At 65.4% G+C, this 20,039-nt stretch carries 19 protein-coding genes; 9 read left to right on the top strand and 10 right to left on the bottom strand.

Annotated features, from left to right (window positions below; translation table 11 throughout):
• Positions 1-154: 154 nt before the first annotated feature.
• A complete protein-coding gene (locus ACVIIW_RS08700; protein ID WP_456700362.1) occupies positions 155-538 on the top strand; it encodes a response regulator in 384 nt (127 codons plus the stop codon).
• Positions 539-544: 6 nt separating this feature from the next.
• Here the strand turns inward: ACVIIW_RS08700 and ACVIIW_RS08695 are convergent, their stop codons facing one another.
• Together ACVIIW_RS08695 and ACVIIW_RS08690 are read right to left on the bottom strand one after the other, a co-directional pair.
• Complete coding sequence (locus ACVIIW_RS08695; RefSeq protein ID WP_456700361.1) at positions 545-2,092, bottom strand: alkaline phosphatase D family protein; 1,548 nt, start codon at positions 2,090-2,092, stop codon at positions 545-547.
• 178 nt (positions 2,093-2,270) lie between these two features.
• Positions 2,271-3,716, bottom strand: coding sequence for a TAXI family TRAP transporter solute-binding subunit (locus ACVIIW_RS08690; RefSeq protein ID WP_456700360.1), 1,446 nt, complete (start codon positions 3,714-3,716; stop codon positions 2,271-2,273).
• 140 nt (positions 3,717-3,856) lie between these two features.
• Between ACVIIW_RS08690 and ACVIIW_RS08685 the strand changes: the two genes are divergently transcribed.
• Complete coding sequence (locus ACVIIW_RS08685; protein ID WP_456700359.1) at positions 3,857-4,162, top strand: 4a-hydroxytetrahydrobiopterin dehydratase; 306 nt, start codon at positions 3,857-3,859, stop codon at positions 4,160-4,162.
• Between the two features lie 89 nt (positions 4,163-4,251).
• The gene (locus ACVIIW_RS08680) at positions 4,252-4,635 is read left to right on the top strand and encodes a YkvA family protein (RefSeq protein WP_456700358.1); all 384 of its coding nucleotides are present in this window, start codon (positions 4,252-4,254) and stop codon (positions 4,633-4,635) included.
• A 12-nt stretch (positions 4,636-4,647) separates the two neighbouring features.
• Here the strand turns inward: ACVIIW_RS08680 and ACVIIW_RS08675 are convergent, their stop codons facing one another.
• The 3 genes from ACVIIW_RS08675 to ACVIIW_RS08665 all read right to left on the bottom strand — a co-directional run bounded on the left by ACVIIW_RS08675 (position 4,648) and on the right by ACVIIW_RS08665 (position 7,972).
• Positions 4,648-5,802: a TAXI family TRAP transporter solute-binding subunit gene (locus ACVIIW_RS08675; protein ID WP_456700357.1), complete on the bottom strand. Its 1,155-nt coding sequence runs from the start codon at positions 5,800-5,802 to the stop codon at positions 4,648-4,650.
• Between the two features lie 17 nt (positions 5,803-5,819).
• A complete protein-coding gene (locus tag ACVIIW_RS08670) occupies positions 5,820-6,686 on the bottom strand; it encodes a hypothetical protein (protein ID WP_456700356.1) in 867 nt (288 codons plus the stop codon).
• 311 nt (positions 6,687-6,997) lie between these two features.
• Positions 6,998-7,972, bottom strand: a complete 975-nt coding sequence (locus ACVIIW_RS08665; RefSeq protein ID WP_456700355.1) for an NADPH:quinone oxidoreductase family protein — start codon at positions 7,970-7,972, stop codon at positions 6,998-7,000.
• A 219-nt stretch (positions 7,973-8,191) separates the two neighbouring features.
• Here ACVIIW_RS08665 and ACVIIW_RS08660 point away from each other — a divergent pair, with 219 nt between their 5' ends.
• From ACVIIW_RS08660 to argG, 6 genes are all read left to right on the top strand, one after another.
• Positions 8,192-9,031, top strand: a complete 840-nt coding sequence (locus ACVIIW_RS08660; RefSeq protein WP_456700354.1) for an SDR family oxidoreductase — start codon at positions 8,192-8,194, stop codon at positions 9,029-9,031.
• 115 nt (positions 9,032-9,146) lie between these two features.
• Entirely contained in the window at positions 9,147-9,773 is a 627-nt protein-coding gene (locus tag ACVIIW_RS08655) for an invasion associated locus B family protein (RefSeq protein WP_456700353.1), read from the top strand.
• A 181-nt stretch (positions 9,774-9,954) separates the two neighbouring features.
• Complete coding sequence (gene rlmN / locus ACVIIW_RS08650; RefSeq protein WP_456700352.1) at positions 9,955-11,157, top strand: 23S rRNA (adenine(2503)-C(2))-methyltransferase RlmN; 1,203 nt, start codon at positions 9,955-9,957, stop codon at positions 11,155-11,157.
• A gap of 133 nt (positions 11,158-11,290) precedes the next feature.
• A complete protein-coding gene (locus tag ACVIIW_RS08645; RefSeq protein WP_456705116.1) occupies positions 11,291-11,785 on the top strand; it encodes a hypothetical protein in 495 nt (164 codons plus the stop codon).
• Positions 11,786-11,863: 78 nt separating this feature from the next.
• The gene (locus ACVIIW_RS08640; protein ID WP_456700351.1) at positions 11,864-12,640 is read left to right on the top strand and encodes a phosphatase PAP2 family protein; all 777 of its coding nucleotides are present in this window, start codon (positions 11,864-11,866) and stop codon (positions 12,638-12,640) included.
• Between the two features lie 92 nt (positions 12,641-12,732).
• Positions 12,733-14,070 carry an argininosuccinate synthase gene (gene argG, locus ACVIIW_RS08635; protein ID WP_456700350.1) on the top strand — a complete coding sequence of 446 codons (1,338 nt, stop codon included), beginning with the start codon at positions 12,733-12,735 and terminating at the stop codon, positions 14,068-14,070.
• Positions 14,071-14,142: 72 nt separating this feature from the next.
• Here argG and ACVIIW_RS08630 read toward each other — a convergent pair whose 3' ends face one another.
• From ACVIIW_RS08630 to ACVIIW_RS08610, 5 genes are all read right to left on the bottom strand, one after another.
• Positions 14,143-16,272 carry an OmpA family protein gene (locus ACVIIW_RS08630; protein WP_456700349.1) on the bottom strand — a complete coding sequence of 710 codons (2,130 nt, stop codon included), beginning with the start codon at positions 16,270-16,272 and terminating at the stop codon, positions 14,143-14,145.
• Positions 16,273-16,443: 171 nt separating this feature from the next.
• On the bottom strand, positions 16,444-16,686 hold the full coding sequence (locus tag ACVIIW_RS08625; RefSeq protein ID WP_456700348.1) for a hypothetical protein: 243 nt from the start codon (positions 16,684-16,686) through the stop codon (positions 16,444-16,446).
• Positions 16,687-16,760: 74 nt separating this feature from the next.
• On the bottom strand, positions 16,761-17,147 hold the full coding sequence (locus ACVIIW_RS08620) for a VOC family protein (RefSeq protein ID WP_456700347.1): 387 nt from the start codon (positions 17,145-17,147) through the stop codon (positions 16,761-16,763).
• A gap of 16 nt (positions 17,148-17,163) precedes the next feature.
• On the bottom strand, positions 17,164-18,021 hold the full coding sequence (locus ACVIIW_RS08615) for an FkbM family methyltransferase (RefSeq protein ID WP_456700346.1): 858 nt from the start codon (positions 18,019-18,021) through the stop codon (positions 17,164-17,166).
• A gap of 30 nt (positions 18,022-18,051) precedes the next feature.
• Positions 18,052-20,010: an ABC transporter ATP-binding protein/permease gene (locus tag ACVIIW_RS08610; protein ID WP_456700345.1), complete on the bottom strand. Its 1,959-nt coding sequence runs from the start codon at positions 20,008-20,010 to the stop codon at positions 18,052-18,054.
• Between the last annotated feature and the right edge of the window lie 29 nt (positions 20,011-20,039).

The raw sequence follows: 20,039 nt of genomic DNA, 5'->3' as shown, positions 1-20,039 counted from the left end.
GAGTTCCGCCCACGGCCTGTGTGCACATGTGAACAGACGTGAAAACTGTTCTGTGGTGAGTTTCGTTCCGGGAACCCTCCGATGCGCTGGGCGCAGGCATCGGCCTGAGGCTGTCCTGAACGGTAATACCATGCAGCCCTCAATAGACACGATCATGATACCTGCTTCCCCGGACGGTGCGGCCGACATTCCCGCTGATGTGCTGATCGTCGAGGACGATCCGATCATCGCCATCGATTTCGAGGATCGCCTGCTCGGTTTTGGCGTGAGAAGCGTCCGTACCGTGGGCACGGTCGCGCAGGCCTTGGATGCGATCGCGAGGCGCGCGCCCGATTTTGCGCTGCTCGACGTCTCTCTGATCCGCGAAACAAGCTTCGCCATCGCCGAGCGGCTCGCGGCGCTGAAAATTCCCTACGTCTTCGTCACCGGCTACGGCGCGGAGACCAGCATTCCCGCGCAGTTTGCCGCGCGCCCGCGGCTGCAAAAGCCGTGCTCCAGCGATGCGCTGGAGGCAGCGTTGCAGACGCGCGGCGGCTAAGTCGGCTCAGGCGAATTTCGGATCGAGCGTGGTCGACCACAGCGCGACATCGGCGCGGTCGCGCAAGGTCACGGTCATCTGGCCGGACGCGCCATCGATCTTGACGTGGCCGAAGAACTGCATGCCCGCGGACGGCGGCAGGTTCTGCTTGTCGTCGCCCGGTGCCTTGACGAAGCGCACCTCCGGACCAAACGTATTGTCGAGCTCGTTCGGACCGAACGTGCCGGCATGCAGCGGACCGGAGACGAATTCCCAGAACGGCTCGAAATCCTGGAATTGCGCCTTGTTCGGATCGTAATAATGCGCGGCGGCGTAGTGCACGTCCGCCGTCAGCCACACCGTATTCTTGATTGGCGCCATCTTGATGAAGCGAAGGATGTCGGCGATCTCGAGCTCGCGGCCGCGCGCCGGGCCATCGCCTTGGGCGAATGCTTCCGAGCCCTTCTTGTTGGTGGCGTCGTCGTAGACGATCAGGCTGAGCGGCATGTCGGAGGCGATCACCTTCCAGGTCGCACGGGAATTGAGCAGTTCGCGCTTCAGCCAGGCCATCTGCTCGGGGCCGAGGAAATAGCTGGCCGGGCCGTAATCCGCCTCGAGATTGGCGCCGTTCGGGCCGCGATAGCTGCGCTCGTCGAGGATGAACACGTCGAGATGCGGGCCGTAGGAGATCTTGCGATAGACCCGGCCCGGCTCATTGATGCTCTCGCGCATCGGATACATCTCGTGGAAGGCGCGGCCCGCGCGCGCGGCGAGCAGCGAGATGTCGCGCACCTTGTAGGTCGAGGGCAGGTCCTTCGAGAGGGACCAGTTGTTGGTCACCTCGTGATCGTCCCACTGCACGAAGATCGGCACCTCGGCATTGAAGGCACGGACATTGTCGTCGGTGAAATTGTATTTGTGCGCGGCGCGGTACTCGTCCAGCGTCTCCGCGACCTTGGCTTTTTCGGGGATCGTGACGTTCTTCCAGACCTTGCCGTCGGCAAGCTTGACCTCGGAGGGGATCACGCCGTCGGCGTAGATGGTGTCGCCGGAATGCAGGAAGAAGTCCGGGCGGTGCTTGCGCATCGCCGAGAAGGTGAACATGCCGCCGTCATCGGGATTAATGCCCCAGCCCTGGCCTGCGACGTCGCCGCCCCAGACGAAGCTGACGTCGCGGCGGTCGGCCGGCGCGGTGCGGAAGCGGCCGACTACCGGCTCGCCTTCGATCGCGGTGTGGGAGAGATCGCGGAAGCGGACGCGGTAGAAGATGTCCTGTCCGGCAGGGAGATTGTCCACCAGCATCTTCGCGGTGAAGTCGCTCTCGGGCAGCGCCGCGATGGGCGGCAGCGCGCGGGCGTCCTTGAAGGTATCAGTCGTCGCCACATCCACCAGCATTTGCGCCGGCCGGTCGGTGCGCGCCCAGACCACGCCGCCATCGACGGTGATGTCGCCGGACTGTACGCCATGGGTCACCGCAGGGCGGTCGGCGGCGCGCGACAGATGCGGCATCGCGATGGCGCCGAGTGCACCGGCGCTGGTGGTGAGGAAACGACGGCGGGAGAATTTGATCTTCATGGGCTCGCTGGCTCATTGTCTTGCGCCGTCATTCCGGAGCGCGCGAAGCGCGAAGCCCGAAGCTCGAGATTCCCCGGTGCGCAATTGCGCACCTGAGGTCTGGTCCTTCGGACCATCCCGGAATGACAGCGGGAGCTATATTGAGAGAATGTGACGCGGCGATTACAAGCGCGCGCGTTTATGCGTTGCCGGCGGCCCGGAATTGCGCGCCGGTGCGCTGCAGGTTCTGCGGCAAGGCGATCAACACGGCCTTGCGGTCGGCAACCGCCGCGTGGAATTGGTCGAGCGCAATGTTGAAGGCCGTCAGCGCGCCTTCCTCGATCGCCCCGTGATCGTAGCAGCGCAGCGTGTCGCGCAGGATGTCGTCGGCTTCGGCCTGCATCTGGTCGAGGTCCTCGGTGGTCTCGCTCTTGCGGGCCGCGGCGAGCATGTCGAGCAGGCGCTCGCGCAAATGGCTGTTGTTGTCGCGCTCGTCCTTCTTCAGATAGCCGGCGAACCAGGCGCCGATCGAGCCGGTGGCCGAGAGCGCCATCAGGCTCCACCAGATGTAATCGCTGTATTTGTCGAGGAAGGTCTTCTCCTCGCCATCGACGAAGGCCGCGGCGCCCGGATGCACGGGGATCACCGCGTCCTTGTCGGTATCGGGCGTTTCGATCTTCGCGGTTTGCGGGAATTCGGTCAGCAATTGCTGGCGCACGGCGAAGAGCTGCCGGGTGAAGGCTGCGACCGTGGTCTCCGACAGGCCTTTGCGCGCCACGATGTGGTGCGAGAAGCTGATGGTCTTGACCTCGTCATCGGGACGATCGGGAGACCCGCCGTAAGTGCCGGCAGGAATTTCCGAGGCCTCATAGACCGGATGGTTCTGCGCGATCGCGTCAGCCGAATCGATCGCGATGAAGGTCGGCGAGCCGCCATCCTTGGCGGAGGCCGCGATCGCATCCGCCGTGATCTTGCTGTTGACCGGGCCGGCCGCGAGATAGACGTCGGCCTTCTGGCTCTTGATCGCTTCGGCGGCTTCGCTCGCCGGGAATTGCACGATCTCGACCTTGGTGGGATCGACGCCATATTGCTGCAGGATCACCTTGAGCAGGCTGACATTGGCCTGGGTGCGGCCGATCACGCCGATGCGATGGCCGGCGAGCTGGGCGATCTTGGTGATCTTCGCGCCCTTCTTCTTGCCCTTGCCGGGCACTGACCAGAGCACCGCGACGTTCTTGCGCAGCGTGGCGACCGCTTGCGCGTTCTTGGGGACATCGAGATCGCCGCGCACGATCGCAAGATCGGCCTTGCCTTCGGCGAGTTGCTCCGCGCTGGCGGTGGCGCCGTCGGTCTGGATCGGGCGCAGCCGCACGAAGCCCTTGCTCTGCGCGAAGGCCTGCGTGAGCGCCTGCACCACCTTGACGTCGTCGCTGTTGGCGGGACCGACCGCAATCTTCAGCGTCACCGGTCGCATCGCGAAATAATAGCCGCCGGCCAGCGCGCCGACGATGGCGAGCACCAGCGCCAGAGACACGAGCGCCGTCTTCCGCGCCGCGGATCGCGGCGAAGGCGGAGAGGGCGTTTCGGCCAGGTTTGAATCCCCGGTCATCGATCTCCCAAACAGGCGCTTCAGGCTCAGTCTCATCTCGGCCGGCGATTTGCACCCGCAATTGTAGCAAATTTCTTGTCCGGCGGGGTTACATCTGCGTCATGGTTAGCGGATCGATCCGAACCCGGGCCATAGGCACGGTGTTAGGGTAAAGTTCCCCTGAAGGACGGAGGACGATGATGGCAGGACGGCTATCGGCGGACACACGCAAGCAGGCACTGGGCGGTATCCCGGGCTGGACCGAGGTCCAGGGCCGCGATGCCATCGGAAAAACCTTTGTCTTCAAGGATTTCAACGAGGCCTTCGGCTTCATGACCCGCGCGGCGCTGGTGGCCGAGAAGATGGATCACCATCCGGAATGGCGCAATGTCTACAAGACGGTCGAGGTGGTGCTGTCGACCCATGATGCGGGCGGCGTCACCAAGCTCGACATCGAGCTTGCCACGGCGATGAATGCCATCGCTAAGCCGGTATCAGGCTGACACTTGCAGGCAGGATTCGCATCCCCATGTCGTGATCGGCACACGATGCGGCGATCCGCCGCGTCCGGTTGAAGGGGAGTTTTCCAGACATGGCTGCCGAACACAGCGTCGGCTTCGAGCCGGCCGATCGGCTCGCGGAGGATCGTGACAGCGTGCGCCGCCGCTTCTGGAGCAAGCTGAAGCGCGTCGCCGCGCATCTGCCGTTCGCGGAAGATCTGCTCGCCGCCTATTATTGCGCGTTCGACCGGCAGACGCCGCGCCATGTGCAGGCATCGCTGCTGGGCGCGATTGCCTATTTCATCCTGCCGTTCGACTTCATTCCAGACGTGATGCCGGTGCTCGGCTTCACCGACGATGCCGCCGTGCTCGCGACCGCCATCCGCATGGTCGCGAGCCACATCACGTCGGAGCATCGGCAGGCCGCGCGCGCCGCACTGAAGCGCGGTGTGGAAGCGACGGACGCCGCGCAATAACAGGAGGGCTCGCTACTTCTTCTCCGCCCGTGCTTTCTCGGCGTCCCAGGCCTGGAATTGCTTGAACAGCGTCTCCCTTTCTGCGTCGGACACCTTCGCAGCTGCCGGGCTCTGCTTCAGAAAGGCCTCGAAGCGCTGCCGCGTCACCGGCTCGATACCATGCCGGTCAAGCCATTGCTGCGCCACCGGCAATCTGTTCCAGCCGGCGAGCGGCGCCGCAAGCGAGACCTCCTTCCATTTGGGATGGAAGGGCGGGTTCTGGAGCGCGGGGAATTTGGTGAAGAACGCGTCCACGAACAGCGCGAGCTTGCGATAGCGCTCGGTGTTCGGCGCCCAATTATACGCGGCAAGCACCGCCGGCACCGCGATCGTGTCCACGCTCTCGCCGTCCTTGATCAGGTTCGGGTAGTCCTTGGGCGTCAGCGTCGCCGGCAGATAGTCGCTCTGGAGCGGCTTTGCATAGTCGACGCCCGCAAGATGGAAGCGTCCGTCATTGCTGAAGGTCGAGACCGACTTGTACGGCTTGCCGCCGACCACGACGACGGCGTCGATCTCTCCAGCCTTCAGCTTCTCCATCGCGATACGCTGCTCGATATAGACGAATTTCGCCTTGATCCCGAGCCGCTCGAACACGGTGAGTGCGGTGACGAAGGTGCCGCCGTTGGGCAGGTCGACGCTCACCGTCTTGCCTTCGAGGTCCTTGAGGGTGGCGACCGATTTCGGCGCGATCACCTGCATCTCTTCATTGTAGAGCTTGGACACATAGGTGAACTGCTTCTTGATGTCCTTGGCGAAGCCCTTGCGCTCGAGATAGTCGAGCGTGTCGGCGCGCACGATGCCGAGATCGACGCCTTGCAGGAACAGGATGTCGGCAACGCTCTGCACCGAGCCGCGGCCGACGATCGGCAGCACGCGGATCTTGTTGCCGTCGTCGAGGACGGAGGCGAGGTCGGCGCCGAATTGCACGTAAGTGCCGCCGATCGTGCCGGTTATCAGCGTGACGGTGTTGGCGTTCAGCGCCTGCTTGGTCGAGTTCGAGCCGAACTGGAAGATGGCTTTCAAGCTGTCCGAGACCTTGGCCGGATCGTATTCGGTCTGCTCGGCGCGTGCCGCGAAGGCACAGATCGTCAAGACGGCGGCAAGCGCCATCTTCAAAGTGTTACGCATGATGTCCCCTGCTAGATCTAGTTCTGAAGTTGGGTGAGGCGCTGCTTCGCCTCCGCCGATCCAAGCTGCTCGGCTTTCCGGTACCAGTCGCGCGCGGCTGCGGCGTCCGCAGTGATGCTCCGCGTGTCCTTGGTGCCCAGCACGGCGGGATCATAGGTCTGCGCCAGCACGAACGCCGCCGTCGCATCCTGTGCATCGGCCGCGCGTTCGAGCAGGAGCCGCGCCGCGGCGATGTCGCCGACGGTCATCAGGCTCCTGGCGCGCGCCATCAGCCCCGCCAGCGTGTCCGCGTCGAGTGTCCTGGCAGGCGGAAGCCGATTGGCGGGTGAAGGTGGCTCGGGTGGTGCGGCAGCTGCGGCCGCCACAGGCGCTGGTGCCTGCGCCTGTAGCGCGCTTTGATAGGCGGTCGCTATCGCTTCGCGGCTCGGCGTCGACGGCGCAGGAAGATCCTGCGTGTCGGCATTCGCCAGCCTCGTATCGCTCTCGCGCTCCGGCCCCTTGCCCGCCGTCTGCGGTACGGCGGGCGCATGGGTCGACGCCATGGCCTGGTCCGCCGCGATGCCGATCCAGTTTGCGGCATTGGCGGCAAAGAGGCCGTGAATCTCGGACTGAAACAGCACGGCCAGAACAGCCACCGTGGATGCCGCCAGGACCGCCCCGAGAACTCGCGGGATCAGTCTGGAGCGCACCTCGATCGGCGCATATTCGCGTGGGTCCGGCGCACCGAGCGGATCGGACAGGAAGAGTGGGATTGGATCGTCCTGCGATAGATCGGCCCGTGCGGCCCGCGCCCGGATAAAGGACGCGGTCGGTGAATGTGATGCTGCTCGATGGGAGTCGAGCGCCGTCGACTCCGTCGACGGGCGATGTGCCGTCGTCTCCATGGTGATGCTCCCCTTACCAACGCAACGCAGGGGCATTCCCGGCTTCAGTCTTCTTGCTTTTGTCCAGAAGTGTCCCGCAAACGGAACCGGTAAAACGCCGTTCGAATCAGCCCAAAAAACGACGGCGGTTTGCGCGAATCAGGAAATAGTTTGGTTTGATTCGGGCGAAGCGGGCGAATGCACCGCAATTTTGACGGTGATGGTTGAGAAAGGCTCAACCAGACGGCGCTGCGCGAAAACGCCGGCGTAGCTTCAGCGACGCCGGTGATTCCCGCGATGCGGTTGCCTATGTGGCGGCACCGCCTGCGTCCTCACGGATGCAGGATCACCTTGCCCATGGCCTGGCGTCCCGCCAGCACTTTCATTGCGTCGGCGGTCTGCGCCAGCGGGAACGTGCGGTCGACATGCGAGGAGATCTTGCCTTCCGCCGTCCACTTCACGAGCTTCTCGAGATTGGCGCGATTCTTCTCCGGATTCTGCCGGGTCCAGGCGCCCCAGAACACGCCTCTGATGTCGCAGCCCTTCAGCAGCGCGAGGTTCAGCGGCATCTTCGGAATATCGCCGGCGGCAAAGCCGATCACCAGGAAGCGGCCTTCCCAGGCGATCGAGCGCAATGCCTGTTCGGCATACGCGCCACCCACCGGATCGAAGATGATATCGACGCCCTTGCCGCCGGTGAGTTTTCGCAAGCCTTCCTTCAGGTCTACCTTGGCGTAGTTCAGCGTCAGCTCGGCGCCGTGTGCTTTGGCGAATTCGAGCTTCTCGTCCGACGAGGCGCAAGCGATCACCTTCAGGCCCATCAGCTTGCCGAGCTCGCAGGCCGCAAGGCCGGTACCGCCGGCGGCACCCAGCACCGCGAGCGTCTCGCCCGGCTTCGGGCTCGCGCGATCCTCCAGCGCATGCAGCGCGGTGCCGTAGATGATGATGATGCCGGCCGCGCGATCGTAATCGAGATTGTCGGGAATCTTCACGATCCCTGCCGCCGGCAGCGCGATCTTCTCGCGCGCACCGTTGTGGCCGCAGGAGGCGACGACGCGATCGCCGACCTTGAGATCCGTGACGCCGGGCCCGATGCTCTCGATCACGCCGGCAACCTCCGCGGCTGGCGAGAACGGGAACGGCGGCTTGATCTGGTACTTGCCCTGAATCATCAGGATGTCGAAGAAATTCAGCGCCGCCGCCTTGATCGCGATCACGGCTTCGCCGGGACCGGCCACCGGATCCGGCACGTCGGCGAGCACGAGATCGTCGGGCTGGCAATATTGCGAGCAGAGGATGGCTTTCATGGCGGCACCTGAAGCGTTTCGAGTGGAGTCGTGGCTGGCCCGTTTCTGCCGGATTTACCGCGGCCGGACAATCCGGATTCTTTGTCTCGAGTCGTGCGAAAGCCTATCCTTGCGTCCTTGCGAGCGAAGCGAAGCCATTCAGAATCCGCCCTGCGGAAATAGCCTGGATTGCGTCGCTTCGCTCGCAGTGACGAACCGGCGGAGAGAGGGATTCGAACGATGTTTGAAACAGGTTTGCTCCAGAACAAGCGTATCCTCGTCACCGGTGGTGGCTCGGGCCTTGGGGCCGCAATGGGGCGCCGCTTTCTCGCGCTCGGCGCCGAGCTCGTGATCTGCGGGCGCAAGCTCGATCGTCTCGAAGCAACCGCGAGCGAGATGCGCAAAGAAACCGGCGGCAAGGTGACGACAACAGCGTGCGATGTTCGCGACGGTGCCGCTGTCGACGCGATGATGGATGCGATCTGGCGCGAGGCGCCGCTCGATATCCTCGTCAACAACGCTGCCGCAACCTTCATCGCGCAGACTGAGCATCTGTCGTTCCGCGCGGCCGATGCGATCCTGGCACCGACGCTGCATGGCGCGATGTATTGCACGCTCGCCGCCGGCAGGCGCTGGATCGATGGCAAGCACAACGGCGTCGTGCTCTCGATCCTCTCGACCTCCACCATCACCGGCCGCGCCTTCACCGTTCCTTCCGCGATGGCGAAGTCGGCTGTGCTGGCGATGACCAAAAGCCTGGCGGTGGAGTGGGGCCCCAAGGGCATCCGCAGCGTTGCGATCGCGCCGGGGCCGTTCCCCACATCGGGCGCATCGGGGCAGCTCCGCCCCGAAGGCCGTGACGAAGGCTGGACCGCGCGCAACCCGCTGGGACGCACCGGTGAGCACAGCGAGCTCGCCGACCTGGCCAGCTTCCTGGTTTCGGACCGCGCCGGCTATATCAATGGCGAGATGGTGGTGATCGACGGCGGTGCGCATTTGCGCAGTTCCGGCGCCGAGGACCTGCTGCAATGGACTGCGGCGCGATGGGCCGAGCAGCGTGCCGCGCGGACGAAAAGCTAGTCGCGCTCACCCGCTAACTGCCTTCCCAAATTAGACTTTCCCGGTTATCCCAGAGTCCTGGACAAAGCGCGTCCGGGCCATCTTCCAGTCACAATATTGAGGGAACCACTCCAGCATGTGGCGGGTGCTGATTTTAGCTTTGATGACTGGCGTGGCGGTCGGCGGAATCACCGATTCCGCACGGGCGCAACCGGCGCAACCGGCGCCCAAGGCCGCGACAAAGCCAGCCGCCAAGACGGCAGCCAAGCCCGAGAGCAAGACGGCGGGCCCTGCCGCTGCAGTGGCGGGTGGCGCAGAGCCGACGCTGATTGGCCAGTTCGGCACCTGGGGCGCCTATTCCGCGACGCCCAACGGCAAGAAGGTCTGCTTCGCGCTGGCAAAACCCTCCTCGTCGAAGACCAACCCACCGAACCGGCCGCGCGATCCCGCCTATGCCTTCGTGTCGACCCGTCCGGCCGAGAAGGTGAACAACGAAGTCTCGGTCATGATCGGCTACGCGCTGAAGCCGGGCTCGGAATCGACTGTCGAGGTCGGCGGCGCGTCCTTCGCGATGTACACGCAAGGCGACGGCCTCTGGATCAAGAATGCGGCCGAGGAGGAGCGGATGGTCGACGCCATGCGCAAATCGGCCGATCTGGTCGTCAAGGGCGTCTCGGCCAAGGGAACGGAGACGACCGACACATTCTCGCTGAAGGGCCTCGCCCAGGCGCTCGACAAGATCGCACAGGATTGTCGGCGGTAAGGCTACGTAATAGCCATGGTCGCAATCGGCGGTTCCGGTTGCTATATAGGGGCGGTTCCCATTTTTCGCCGTCATCGCCCGGGCTTGTCCCGGCCAGCCACGCGCTAGCCACAGGCGGAAGAGAACGAGGATGCCCGGGACAAGCCCGAGCATGACGAGACATCAACTAATCAGGCAACCCATGCAACCGACGACCGAGCCGCGCGACGCAATCCTGGTGGAGAAGACTCCGCTTGAAACCTATGTGCCGCCGGCCAAGCCCTCGCTGATCGGCCTGTCGCGCACCGAGCTTGCCGATCGTCTCGGCGAGATCGGCGTTGCACCCGCGCAGCGCAAGATGCGCGTGCAACAGCTGTGGCACTGGCTTTATTTCCGCGGCGCCGAGAGTTTTGACGACATGACGTCGATCTCGAAGGGGATTCGCGCCGAGCTCGCCGAGCATTTCACCGTCGACCGTCCCGAAGTCGTGGCCGAGCAGATCTCCAACGACGGCACTCGCAAATGGCTGCTGCGGCTGCCGAGCGGCGACAATGTCGAGCGCGCCCATGAAGTCGAGTGCGTCTACATCCCCGAGACCGATCGCGGCACGCTGTGCGTGTCCTCCCAGGTCGGCTGCACGCTGAATTGCTCGTTCTGCCACACCGGCACCCAGCGCCTGGTGCGCAACCTCACCGCCGGCGAGATCGTCGGTCAGATCATGGTGGCGCGCGATCGCCTGAACGATTGGGCCGATCGCGAGGACGGCACGCGCCGCGTCACCAACATCGTGATGATGGGGATGGGCGAGCCGCTCTACAATTTCGATGCGGTGCGCGATGCGCTGCTCATCGTCGGCGACAATGAAGGCATCGGCATCTCCCGCCGCCGCATCACACTGTCGACCTCAGGCGTGGTACCGAACATCGTGCGCGCCGGCGAGGAGATCGGCGTCATGCTCGCGATCTCGCTGCATGCGGTGCGCGACGAGCTGCGCAACGAGCTGGTGCCGCTCAACCGCAAATATCCGATCAAGGAGCTGCTGCAGGCCTGCCGCGACTATCCCGGCGCTTCGAATGCGCGCCGCATCACCTTCGAATATGTGATGCTCAAGGGCGTCAACGATTCGCTCGACGATGCCAAGCTGCTGGTGAAGCTGCTCAAGGGCATTCACGCCAAGATCAATCTGATCCCGTTCAACCCCTGGCCCGGCACGGCCTATGAATGCTCGGACTGGGACCAGATCGAAAAATTCTCCGAATACATCTTCAACGCCGGCTATTCCTCGCCGGTGCGCACCCCGCGTGGCCGCGACATCCTCGCCGCCTGCGGTCAGCTCAAGTCGGAGACGGAAAAGCTCAGCGCGCGCGAGCGCCAGGCGCTCCGCGCCATGGCGATGACGGATTGACGATGCGCGCCCGCGCTCTCGCATCCTCGTCATTTCCAGCGAAGCGAAGCAATCCAGTCTGTCACTGCGGAAACGGTCTGGATTGCTTCGTCGCCGCGCGCCTCGCAATGCCGCCTGGGTCGGCTTTCGCACCATGTCCCTGATCGGCCGCCTCGTCGTCATCTTCATCGGCTTCCTCGCCGCCTGTTTCGTCGGCGGCACGATCGTCGTCGGCGCGCTGCTGTTTCCGGAATTCTCCGATCTCGGCGCCGGTCCCGTCGACCAGGGCGCGATCGACATCCTGCTCGGCTTCGGCTTCATCTTCGTGTCGGGCTTTGCACTGGTGCCGGCGGCGGTGATCGTCGCGATCACCGAGGCGCTCTACATCCGCAGCGCGCTGGCCTATGCGGTCGGCGGCGGCCTGGTCGGACTCGCTTGCTATCTCGGCCTCATCCCGTTTGACCCGGACACCTTGCAGTTCGAGGGCATCGTGCGTCGGCATCTGGAAATCATGACCGGCGCGGGCATCGTCGCCGGCGTCGTCTACTGGCTGATCGCCGGCCGCAACGCCGGCGCCTGGCGCATCCCGCGGCCCCCGCGCAACCCGCCTCCGCCGCTGCCGTCGAATTCGCGGCCGGAGGCGCGGTGACTTTCTTACCCTCCCGGGGGGAGTATGGCAGCTTCGTTGGGGTTTTCATCGCGGTCCCACTCCGCTAAACCGCGCGCCATGAACCGGACTGGACTCTTTATCGCTCTCGCTTTGTGGCTGGTGATCGGCGTCGTTTTTGGGCTCTATCCCGAGCTCGATCTCAAGCTCGCGGCGCTGTTCTTCGATCCCCAGACAAAGACCTTTCCGCTCAAGCTGAACGACTGGGCCGGCGTCGCGCGTGACGCTGCGATGTGGGTGTCCTGGGCGTGTGTGCTGCCGTCGCTGGTCGCGCTCGTGGTCAAGATGATCTGGCCCGATCGTCCTCTGATGGTGTCAGGACGCGCGATCGTTTTCCTGCTGGCCACGATCATCCTGTCGGCCGTTATCCTCACCAATCTCACCTTCAAGACCTATTGGGGCCGGCCGCGGCCGGTGGTGGTGACCGAATTTGCCGGCGAACAGCAGTTCGTGGCGTGGTGGGATCCGCGCGGCGATTGCGCGCGCAATTGCTCGTTCTTCTCCGGCGAAGGCGCGACCGCGTTCTGGACGCTGGCGCCCGCCGCGCTGGCGCCGCCGGCATGGCGGCCGCTGGCCTACGCCGGCGCGCTGGTGTTCGGCGCCGTGACCAGCGGCCTCCGCATGGCCTTCGGCGGCCACTTCTTCACCGACGTCGCAACCGCCGGGCTCGTCACCTTCGTCGTGATCTGGTTCGGCTACGCCCTGATCTACCGCTGGCCCCGGACCCGGTTTTCCGACGCGGCGGTCGATGCGGCGCTGACCCGGCTGAACATGCCCGCCTACCGGCTCCGCAAGCGCCTGTTCGGCCGTAAGACCGGCCCGGCGGCGTCGGTTTGAGCCATTAAAAGCGTGCCGATCCGGGCGAAATTTGATATTCGCGCGGTCAAACCAAGCCCCTCATCAGCCCCTAAGACCCGATTGGAAGCCCCATGACCACGATCCTGAAAAGCCTGCCCAAGGGTGAGAAAGTCGGCATCGCATTTTCGGGCGGCCTCGACACCTCTGCGGCGCTGCTCTGGATGAAGCAGAAGGGCGCACGCTGCTACGCCTATACCGCCAATCTCGGCCAGCCCGACGAGGCCGACTACAACGAGATCCCGCGCAAGGCGGAAGCCTTCGGCGCGGAGAAGGCCGTGCTGGTCGATTGCCGCACGCAGCTCGTGCACGAGGGCATCGCCGCGATCCAGTCGGGCGCCTTCCACATCTCGACCGGCGGCATCACCTATTTCAACACCACCCCGCTCGGCCGCGCGGTCACCGGGACGATGCTGGTCGCGGCGATGAAGCAAGACGGCGTCAACATCTGGGGCGACGGCTCGACCTTCAAGGGCAACGACATCGAGCGCTTCTATCGCTACGGCCTGCTGACCAATCCATCCCTGCGCATCTACAAGCCCTGGCTCGACCAGCAGTTCATCGACGAGCTCGGCGGTCGCGCTGAAATGTCGGCGTTCATGACCGCGCAGGGTTTTGCCTACAAGATGAGCGCCGAGAAGGCGTATTCGACCGACAGCAATCTGCTCGGCGCCACGCATGAAGCGAAGGATCTCGAAAGCCTCGACAGCGGCATCAAGATCGTCAACCCGATCATGGGCGTGCCGTTCTGGCGCGAGGATTGCGTCGTGAAGGCCGAGACGGTCGTCGTGCGTTTCGAGGAAGGCCAGCCCACCGCGCTGAACGGCAAGACCTTCTCTGATCCGGTCGCGCTGTTCCTCGAAGCCAATGCCATCGGCGGCCGCCACGGCCTCGGCATGAGCGACCAGATCGAGAACCGCATCATCGAGGCCAAGAGCCGCGGCATCTACGAAGCGCCGGGCATGGCGCTGCTGCACATCGCCTATGAGCGGCTCGTCACCGGCATTCACAACGAGGACACCATCGAGCAGTACCGCATCAGCGGCATGCGGCTCGGACGTCTGCTCTATCAGGGCCGCTGGTTCGACTCGCAGGCCTTGATGCTGCGCGAGACGGCGCAGCGCTGGGTTGCGCGGGCCGTCACCGGCGAGGTCACGCTGGAGCTGCGCCGCGGCAACGATTATTCGATCATGAACACCGAGAGCCCGAACCTGACCTACGCACCTGAAAGGCTCAGCATGGAGAAGGTGGAGGACGCGCCGTTCACGCCGGAGCATCGCATCGGCCAGCTCACCATGCGCAATCTCGACATCGCCGACACGCGCACCAAGCTCGGTCTCTATTCCAAGGCCGGCCTGCTGTCGGGGAGCGAGGGCTCGCAGATTTTCCGGCTCGAGAGCGACAAGGGTTAGTGCCCTCGCTGTCGAGGCAAAACAAAAAAACGGCCGGGATCGCTCCCGGCCATTTTCTTTTCTGCGATGGTCTTATTGCCGCGGCGGAGGCGGTGCCGCGTTGGCTTGGCCGCCATTGAGCAGCGGGGTGATGCGGCGGACGGTGACGCGCCGGTTGATCACGCTCGGCCCGTCGGTCTGCTCCTTCAGGTACTGCTTGCCGTAGCCCTGCGATGTCAGGTTCTCCGCGGGCACGCCGAACTGCTGGGTCAGCAATTCGGCCGCGGCCTGCGCCCGGCGATCCGACAGCGACAGATTGTCGACGTCGTTGCCGACCGCATCGGTGTGGCCCTCGATCAGGAACACTTCCTGCGGATTGGCCTGGATCGCCTGGTTGATGCCGTCGGCGATCACCTGCAGCCGCGCCGCCTGGTCCGGCGGAATGGCCCATGATCCCGTCGCGAAGTTGATCGTGTTGACGTCGATGCTCGGCATCTGCATGCGAACATTCGGCGAGTAGCGGATCTCGTCGAGCGAGTAGCGCCGATCGATCCGCTGCACCGGCGGGGCCCGCATGGTCTCGTAGATCACGTCCGGCGATGCTTCCTGCGCGTCGACGATGTAGCGATCGTAGGGGATGCTGACCACCGGCGGCGGCACGTCGACATAGAAGCCGCCGACCGCCCGCGGATCGCGGTAGGTGTTGTCTATGATCACGATCTCACGCCCGCGCTGATCCCTGCGGATGCGGCGCATCAAGCTTCCGTCCGGACCGACCACCGTGATGATTTCGGTACCGTCAGGACGGATCACGACCGTGCGGGTTTCGCCGCCGACGGTCTCGGTGCGGATATCGCGGGCGCCGTAACGGAAGCGATAGAGATCGTTGCCGCGGACATATTCCTGCCCACTCGGGTCGCGCACGATGATGCGATCGGGCTCGGTGTAGACGGTGCGGCCGTCTTCGACGACCTCCTGCCGCTGGTTGCGATAGTCGGCGATGGTGGCGCCGATCACGGCACCGGCCACCACGCCCGCACCGAACGCAAGCGGCGTCAGGTCTCGCTGCTGCGGACGCGGCGGCGGCGGCAGCGGCGCTGCGACGGCTGGCGCGGCGCGGAAGGCCGGAGCAACCGTCGGCGGCGCGTACTGCGCCTTGTCGGGCGGCGGTGCTGCGGCTGGCGTGGCAGGAACGACGGTCGGCGCCGCGGCGCCCTGCGGCGGCGCCGGAGGACGCTGCACGGCACCGGCCTGCGGCGCCACCGGCGGAGTGCCTGCGGCGGGCGCGCCAGGCGTTGCACCCTGACGTCCGGGAGCCTGCGTTGCCGACGGAGCCGGGGTTGCGCCTGGAGCCGGTGCTCCGGCAGCCGGCGGAGCGCCAGGACGTCCGGGGGGCGTGGCGCCAGGTGCCGGCGTTGCCGATGGCGTGGGCGCCGGAGATGGTGCCGGACGAGCTGCGGGCGTCGGAGAGGTCGTTGGCGTCGGGGCGGGCGCTGCGTTGGGCAGCGGCCGGGACCCGGCCGGCGGCGTAATGGGGGGCGGCGGAGGCGTTGGCGTCGCAGCCGGACGCACCGGTGTCGCAGTCGGCGCCGGGGCGGGTGCAACAGGAGCGTGCTGCTGCGGAGTCGCTGCCGGAGGCGGCGGCGGTGTCGGTGCATGCTGCTGCGGCGCTGCGGCCGGGGGCGGCGGTGTCGGTGCATGCTGCTGCGGCGCTGCGGCCGGGGGCGGCGGTGGTGTCGGTGCATGCTGCTGCGGCGCTGCGGCCGGGGGCGGCGGTGGTGTCGGTGCATGCTGCTGCGGCGCCGCGGCCGGGGGCGGCGGCGGTGTCGGTGCATGCTGCTGCGGCGCCGCAGCCGGGGGCGTCGGCGGCTTGGGTGCTGCAGGCGGTGGCGGGGGCGGTGCCTGATGGGTCGGGGGTGGCGGCGTCGGGCGTGACGGCGCGGCGGCCGGCGGAGGTGCGGCGGGCGGATGCGGCGGTGCAGCTGCCGGCGGAGCTGCGCTGGGTGCCTTGGGCGCGGCAGGCGGCGGCGCGGTCGGATGCGCGGGCGGTGCTCCCTTTGGCGCTTCCTTCGGAGGCTGCTTCGGCTTTCCGTCAGGGCCGGTCTCTTGAGGCTGAGCCTGCGCGACGACGAGCGGTGCGCTTTGCGCATGCGATGCGGAGCTTGCGAATTGCATCGCGGTCAGAGCCGTCGTGGCAAGCAGCACGAAGCGAAGATTGGTCATGTCGTGAAATTCCCCGGAAGGTTCTTTGGCGGAGTGAAGTGGGATGATGAACAGCTACGCGTTAGGCCGGATTGTGGCGGGCAAAGACATTGCGTCGCGATTTATTTCTGCATGCAGATCATGTCACGCAAGCAACGTTCATTGCGCATTCAGACCCAGCTTGCAATCGCGTCACATGTGACCCTGCGACGAATTGGCATCCGTCGCGGGATTCGGCGTGAGCGGCCCGTTCGGTCCGCGCGAAGGAATCTCGTCGGGCCTGCGCCCCGGCAATTCATCGGGCCGAGGTGATTCGCCGGGCTCGTGCACGGGTGGCGTGATTTCAGGCTGCGGATTGCCGGGCGGGATTCCAGGCGGCGGCTCGGTCGGCGTGCCGGGTGTCGATGGTGGTATCTCGGGCGGTTCAATCGGCATCGGCATCATCAAGGTCAGTTGTCAGAAGGACGACAACGAGGATGTCGGGCCGATGTTCCCGCATCCCGCCCGTTCTATTCCGGCGCGTGACAAACCGCCTCGATGTTGTGGCCGTCAGGATCGAGCACGAAGGCGCCGTAATAGTTCGCGTGATAGTGAGGGCGGATGCCGGGGGGGCCGTTGTCGCGCCCACCGGCGGCCATGGCAGCCTTGTAGAACGCATCGACGGTGCTGCGATCTTTAGCCGATATTGCGACATGCACCGGCTTGTTCAGCGCGCCTTCGCCGCCGATCCAGAAATCCGGCTTGCCGTCGGCGCCGAAGCCTGCGGCCCGATCGTGGCCGGTCTGCTCCTGCGTGACCTCCATGATCAGGCTGTAACCGAGCGGCGCCAGCGCTTCGGTGTAGAACGACTTGGCGCGCTCGTAGTCGGAGACGGGAAAGCCCAGATGGTCGATCATCGCCAGCCTCTGTTGTTCAGCGCGACAGGAACGTATTGCTTCTCGTCTTGCGCGCGATCGTAAAGCCGCGAGCAACCATGTCAGCAATGCAATCTTGCTGCCATTCGTTCTGTGACAGATGCTCGATCACCACCGCGCGCGGCCACAGCGCTTGTCGCGCATCGCGGAAGAATCCGATCAGCACCCGGTCTTCAAAGCCCTCGACGTCGATCTTGAGCGAATCGACCCGTGTGACGCCGGCCTCGTCGAGGATGCGCGTGAGCCGCAGCGATGGCACCTTGATGGCATCAGCGCCGGCCGCGCCAGTGACGACATGCGTGGCGCCGAGATTGCCGCCGCCGCTTTCGATCATCAGCTCGCCGTCGCTGTCGCCCGCGGCGGCCTGCACCAGGCGCACCTGTGTTGCCTTGGATGCGGCATGGTTGAACGAGAGCCGCCCAAAGGTCAGCGGATGCGGCTCGATCGCGACCACCTTGCCATCGGTGCCGACGTGCCGCGCCATCACCAGCGCGAAGGTGCCGACATTGGCGCCGACATCGACGAACGTGCCGCCGACCGCCGTATGCTGGCGCAGGAAGTCGAGCTCGTCGATGTTGTAGTCCGGGTTGAACAGCGCGCCGCGTTCGGTGGCGCTGCCCTGGTGATAGAAGCGGAACGAGGCGCCCTGATATTGCACATCCACAGGGCCGCCGCGCAGCAGATCGACCAGCCGCGACATCCAGGGCCGAAATGCACCGCGCTTCAGCCGCGATCGCTGCACGAGACCGATAATCGCAGCCTGCGCGGCGGTCGGCGCAAACGCGCCGAACGGCGCGGTCGAAAGGGCGGTGTCGGGCGTCAAGCAGGCGGTCCTCGTTGCAGGCGGCGCATGCATAGCCGGTTTTGCCGGGGACTCCAACGGCGCTCAGGCCGCCTTTTTGGCCGCCGGCTTGCGCTGGCGCAGGAAGCGGCCCAGCAGCTTGCGTTTGCCCTTGCGCGGGATCAGGTCAATGTCGCTGACGAGCTTCGCGCCGCCCTTGCGGCGCTCCAGCACGATCTTGCGGCTGTGGAACGCCTCGAGCTCGACGCGGTGGGCGACGCTGACGATGGTGGCCTCTCGCAGCTGTTCGGTCACCATCTTCATCATCTTGTCCTGGCTCTTCTCGTCGAGCGCGGAAGTCGCCTCATCCAGCACGACGATATCAGGGCTGTGCAGGAGCAGCCGCGCGAAGGCGAGACGCTGCTTCTCGCCGCCCGACAGCGTCTGGTCCCAGGGCCCCTCTTCCTCGATCTTTTCCTTGAGATGGTCGAGGCCGACCTTGTGCAGCGCCTCGCCGATTTCCGCCACGGTCCAGTCGTCCTCGGCGCCGGGATAGGCGACAGCGCGGCGCAGGCTGCCGGAGGGCACGTAAGGCCGCTGCGGCAGCATGAACAGCCGCCGATCAGGATGAAAATTGACGCTGCCGCCGCCCCATGGCCACAGGCCTGCGATGGCGCGCACCAGCGTGCTCTTGCCGGTGCCGGATTCGCCTGCCACCAGCAGCCGTTCGCCGGGTTCGATCACCACCTCGGTCTCGCCGACGACAGCGGTGCCGTCGTCGAGCGTGACCGAGAGGTCTTTCATCTCCAGCATGGCGTCGTTAGCGGTCTCGCCGCGCTTGATGCGGCCCAGGCCGTCACCCTGCTCGGCGCGCTCGAGGCCGTCGAGCGACATCATCAGCGAAGCGATTCGGCGGGCGCAGGCGTTCCAGTCGGCAAGTCGCGGGTAATTGTCGACCAGCCAACCGAACGCGCTCTGCACGATGGTGAAGGCGGAGGCCGCCTGCATCACCTGTCCGAGGCTCATGCTGCCGTCGAGGAATTTCGGCGCGCAGAGCAGCAGCGGCACGACAGGTGCGACGAGGCTCGAGCCCTGCGACACCAGCGTGGTGCGCATGTGCTGGCCGGCGAGCCGCGCCCATTGCCGCAGGACGTCGGTGAAGTTGCGGTCGATGCCGCCGCGCTCCTCCTCCTCGCCGCCGAGCAGCGCGATGCTCTCGCCATTCTCGCGCACCCGCGTCAGCGTGTAGCGGAAATCGGCTTCGGCCTGGTTCTTGTCCTCGGAGACCTGCACGAATTGACGCCCGATCACCAGGATCGAGCCCGAAGCGATGCCCGCATAGAGTATCGCGGCGATCACGAGGAAGCCGGGAATGGTGATCGCGGAGCCGCCAACCGTTACGGTGAGCGCGCCGCCGATGGTCCAGAGCACGACGATGAAGGTCGCTGCCGACAGCAACGCCGACGTCACGCCGGCAAGAAAATCGACCGGCGAATCCGTCGCGATGCGCAGGTCTTCGGCGATCCGGTATTCCGGATTGTTGTGGTCGCCGCCGACGAGGTTGAGCTGGTAGTAGCGTCCGTTGGTCAGCCAGCGCGTCAGCACGCTGTTGGTGAGCCAGGCGCGCCAGCGCCGCTGGATGCCCATCCGGGCAAACACCTGGACCACACCGAGCATGATGCTGCCGATCGCGAGCGGGAAAAACAGCGCCGTGAGGTGGAAGACCGTTGGCGCGTCGCGCTTCTCGATGGCGTCGAAGATCGCTCTGTTCCAGACATTGACGCCGTATTGGAAGCCGACCGTCAGGATGATGAGCACCACGAGGCCGATCGAGAAGGGCCAGGCGAGGCGGTCGCCCTTGCGGCTCCAGAAGCCGCGCGCGCTGATCCAGAATCGGGTGAGCAGATAGTCCTTGCGTGCCTGCTCGGCCTCTTCGGGGCTCAGCTCGGAATCCGGCTCCAGCAATTCCGGCGGGGGCGGAGCGATGTCATCGCCGTTCTCGCCGGTGATCTCCACGATGGGCGGCGTCCTGTCTTGCGCATTGTTTCGGACCGGCTTCTGCATGGGGGGACAACGCCAGCCGGTTCCCTCGG

The organism is Bradyrhizobium sp. USDA 4449 (assembly GCF_054056275.1).
Note: the sequence above shows the minus strand (reverse complement) of the source record. Positions and strands in the feature narration are given on the sequence as shown.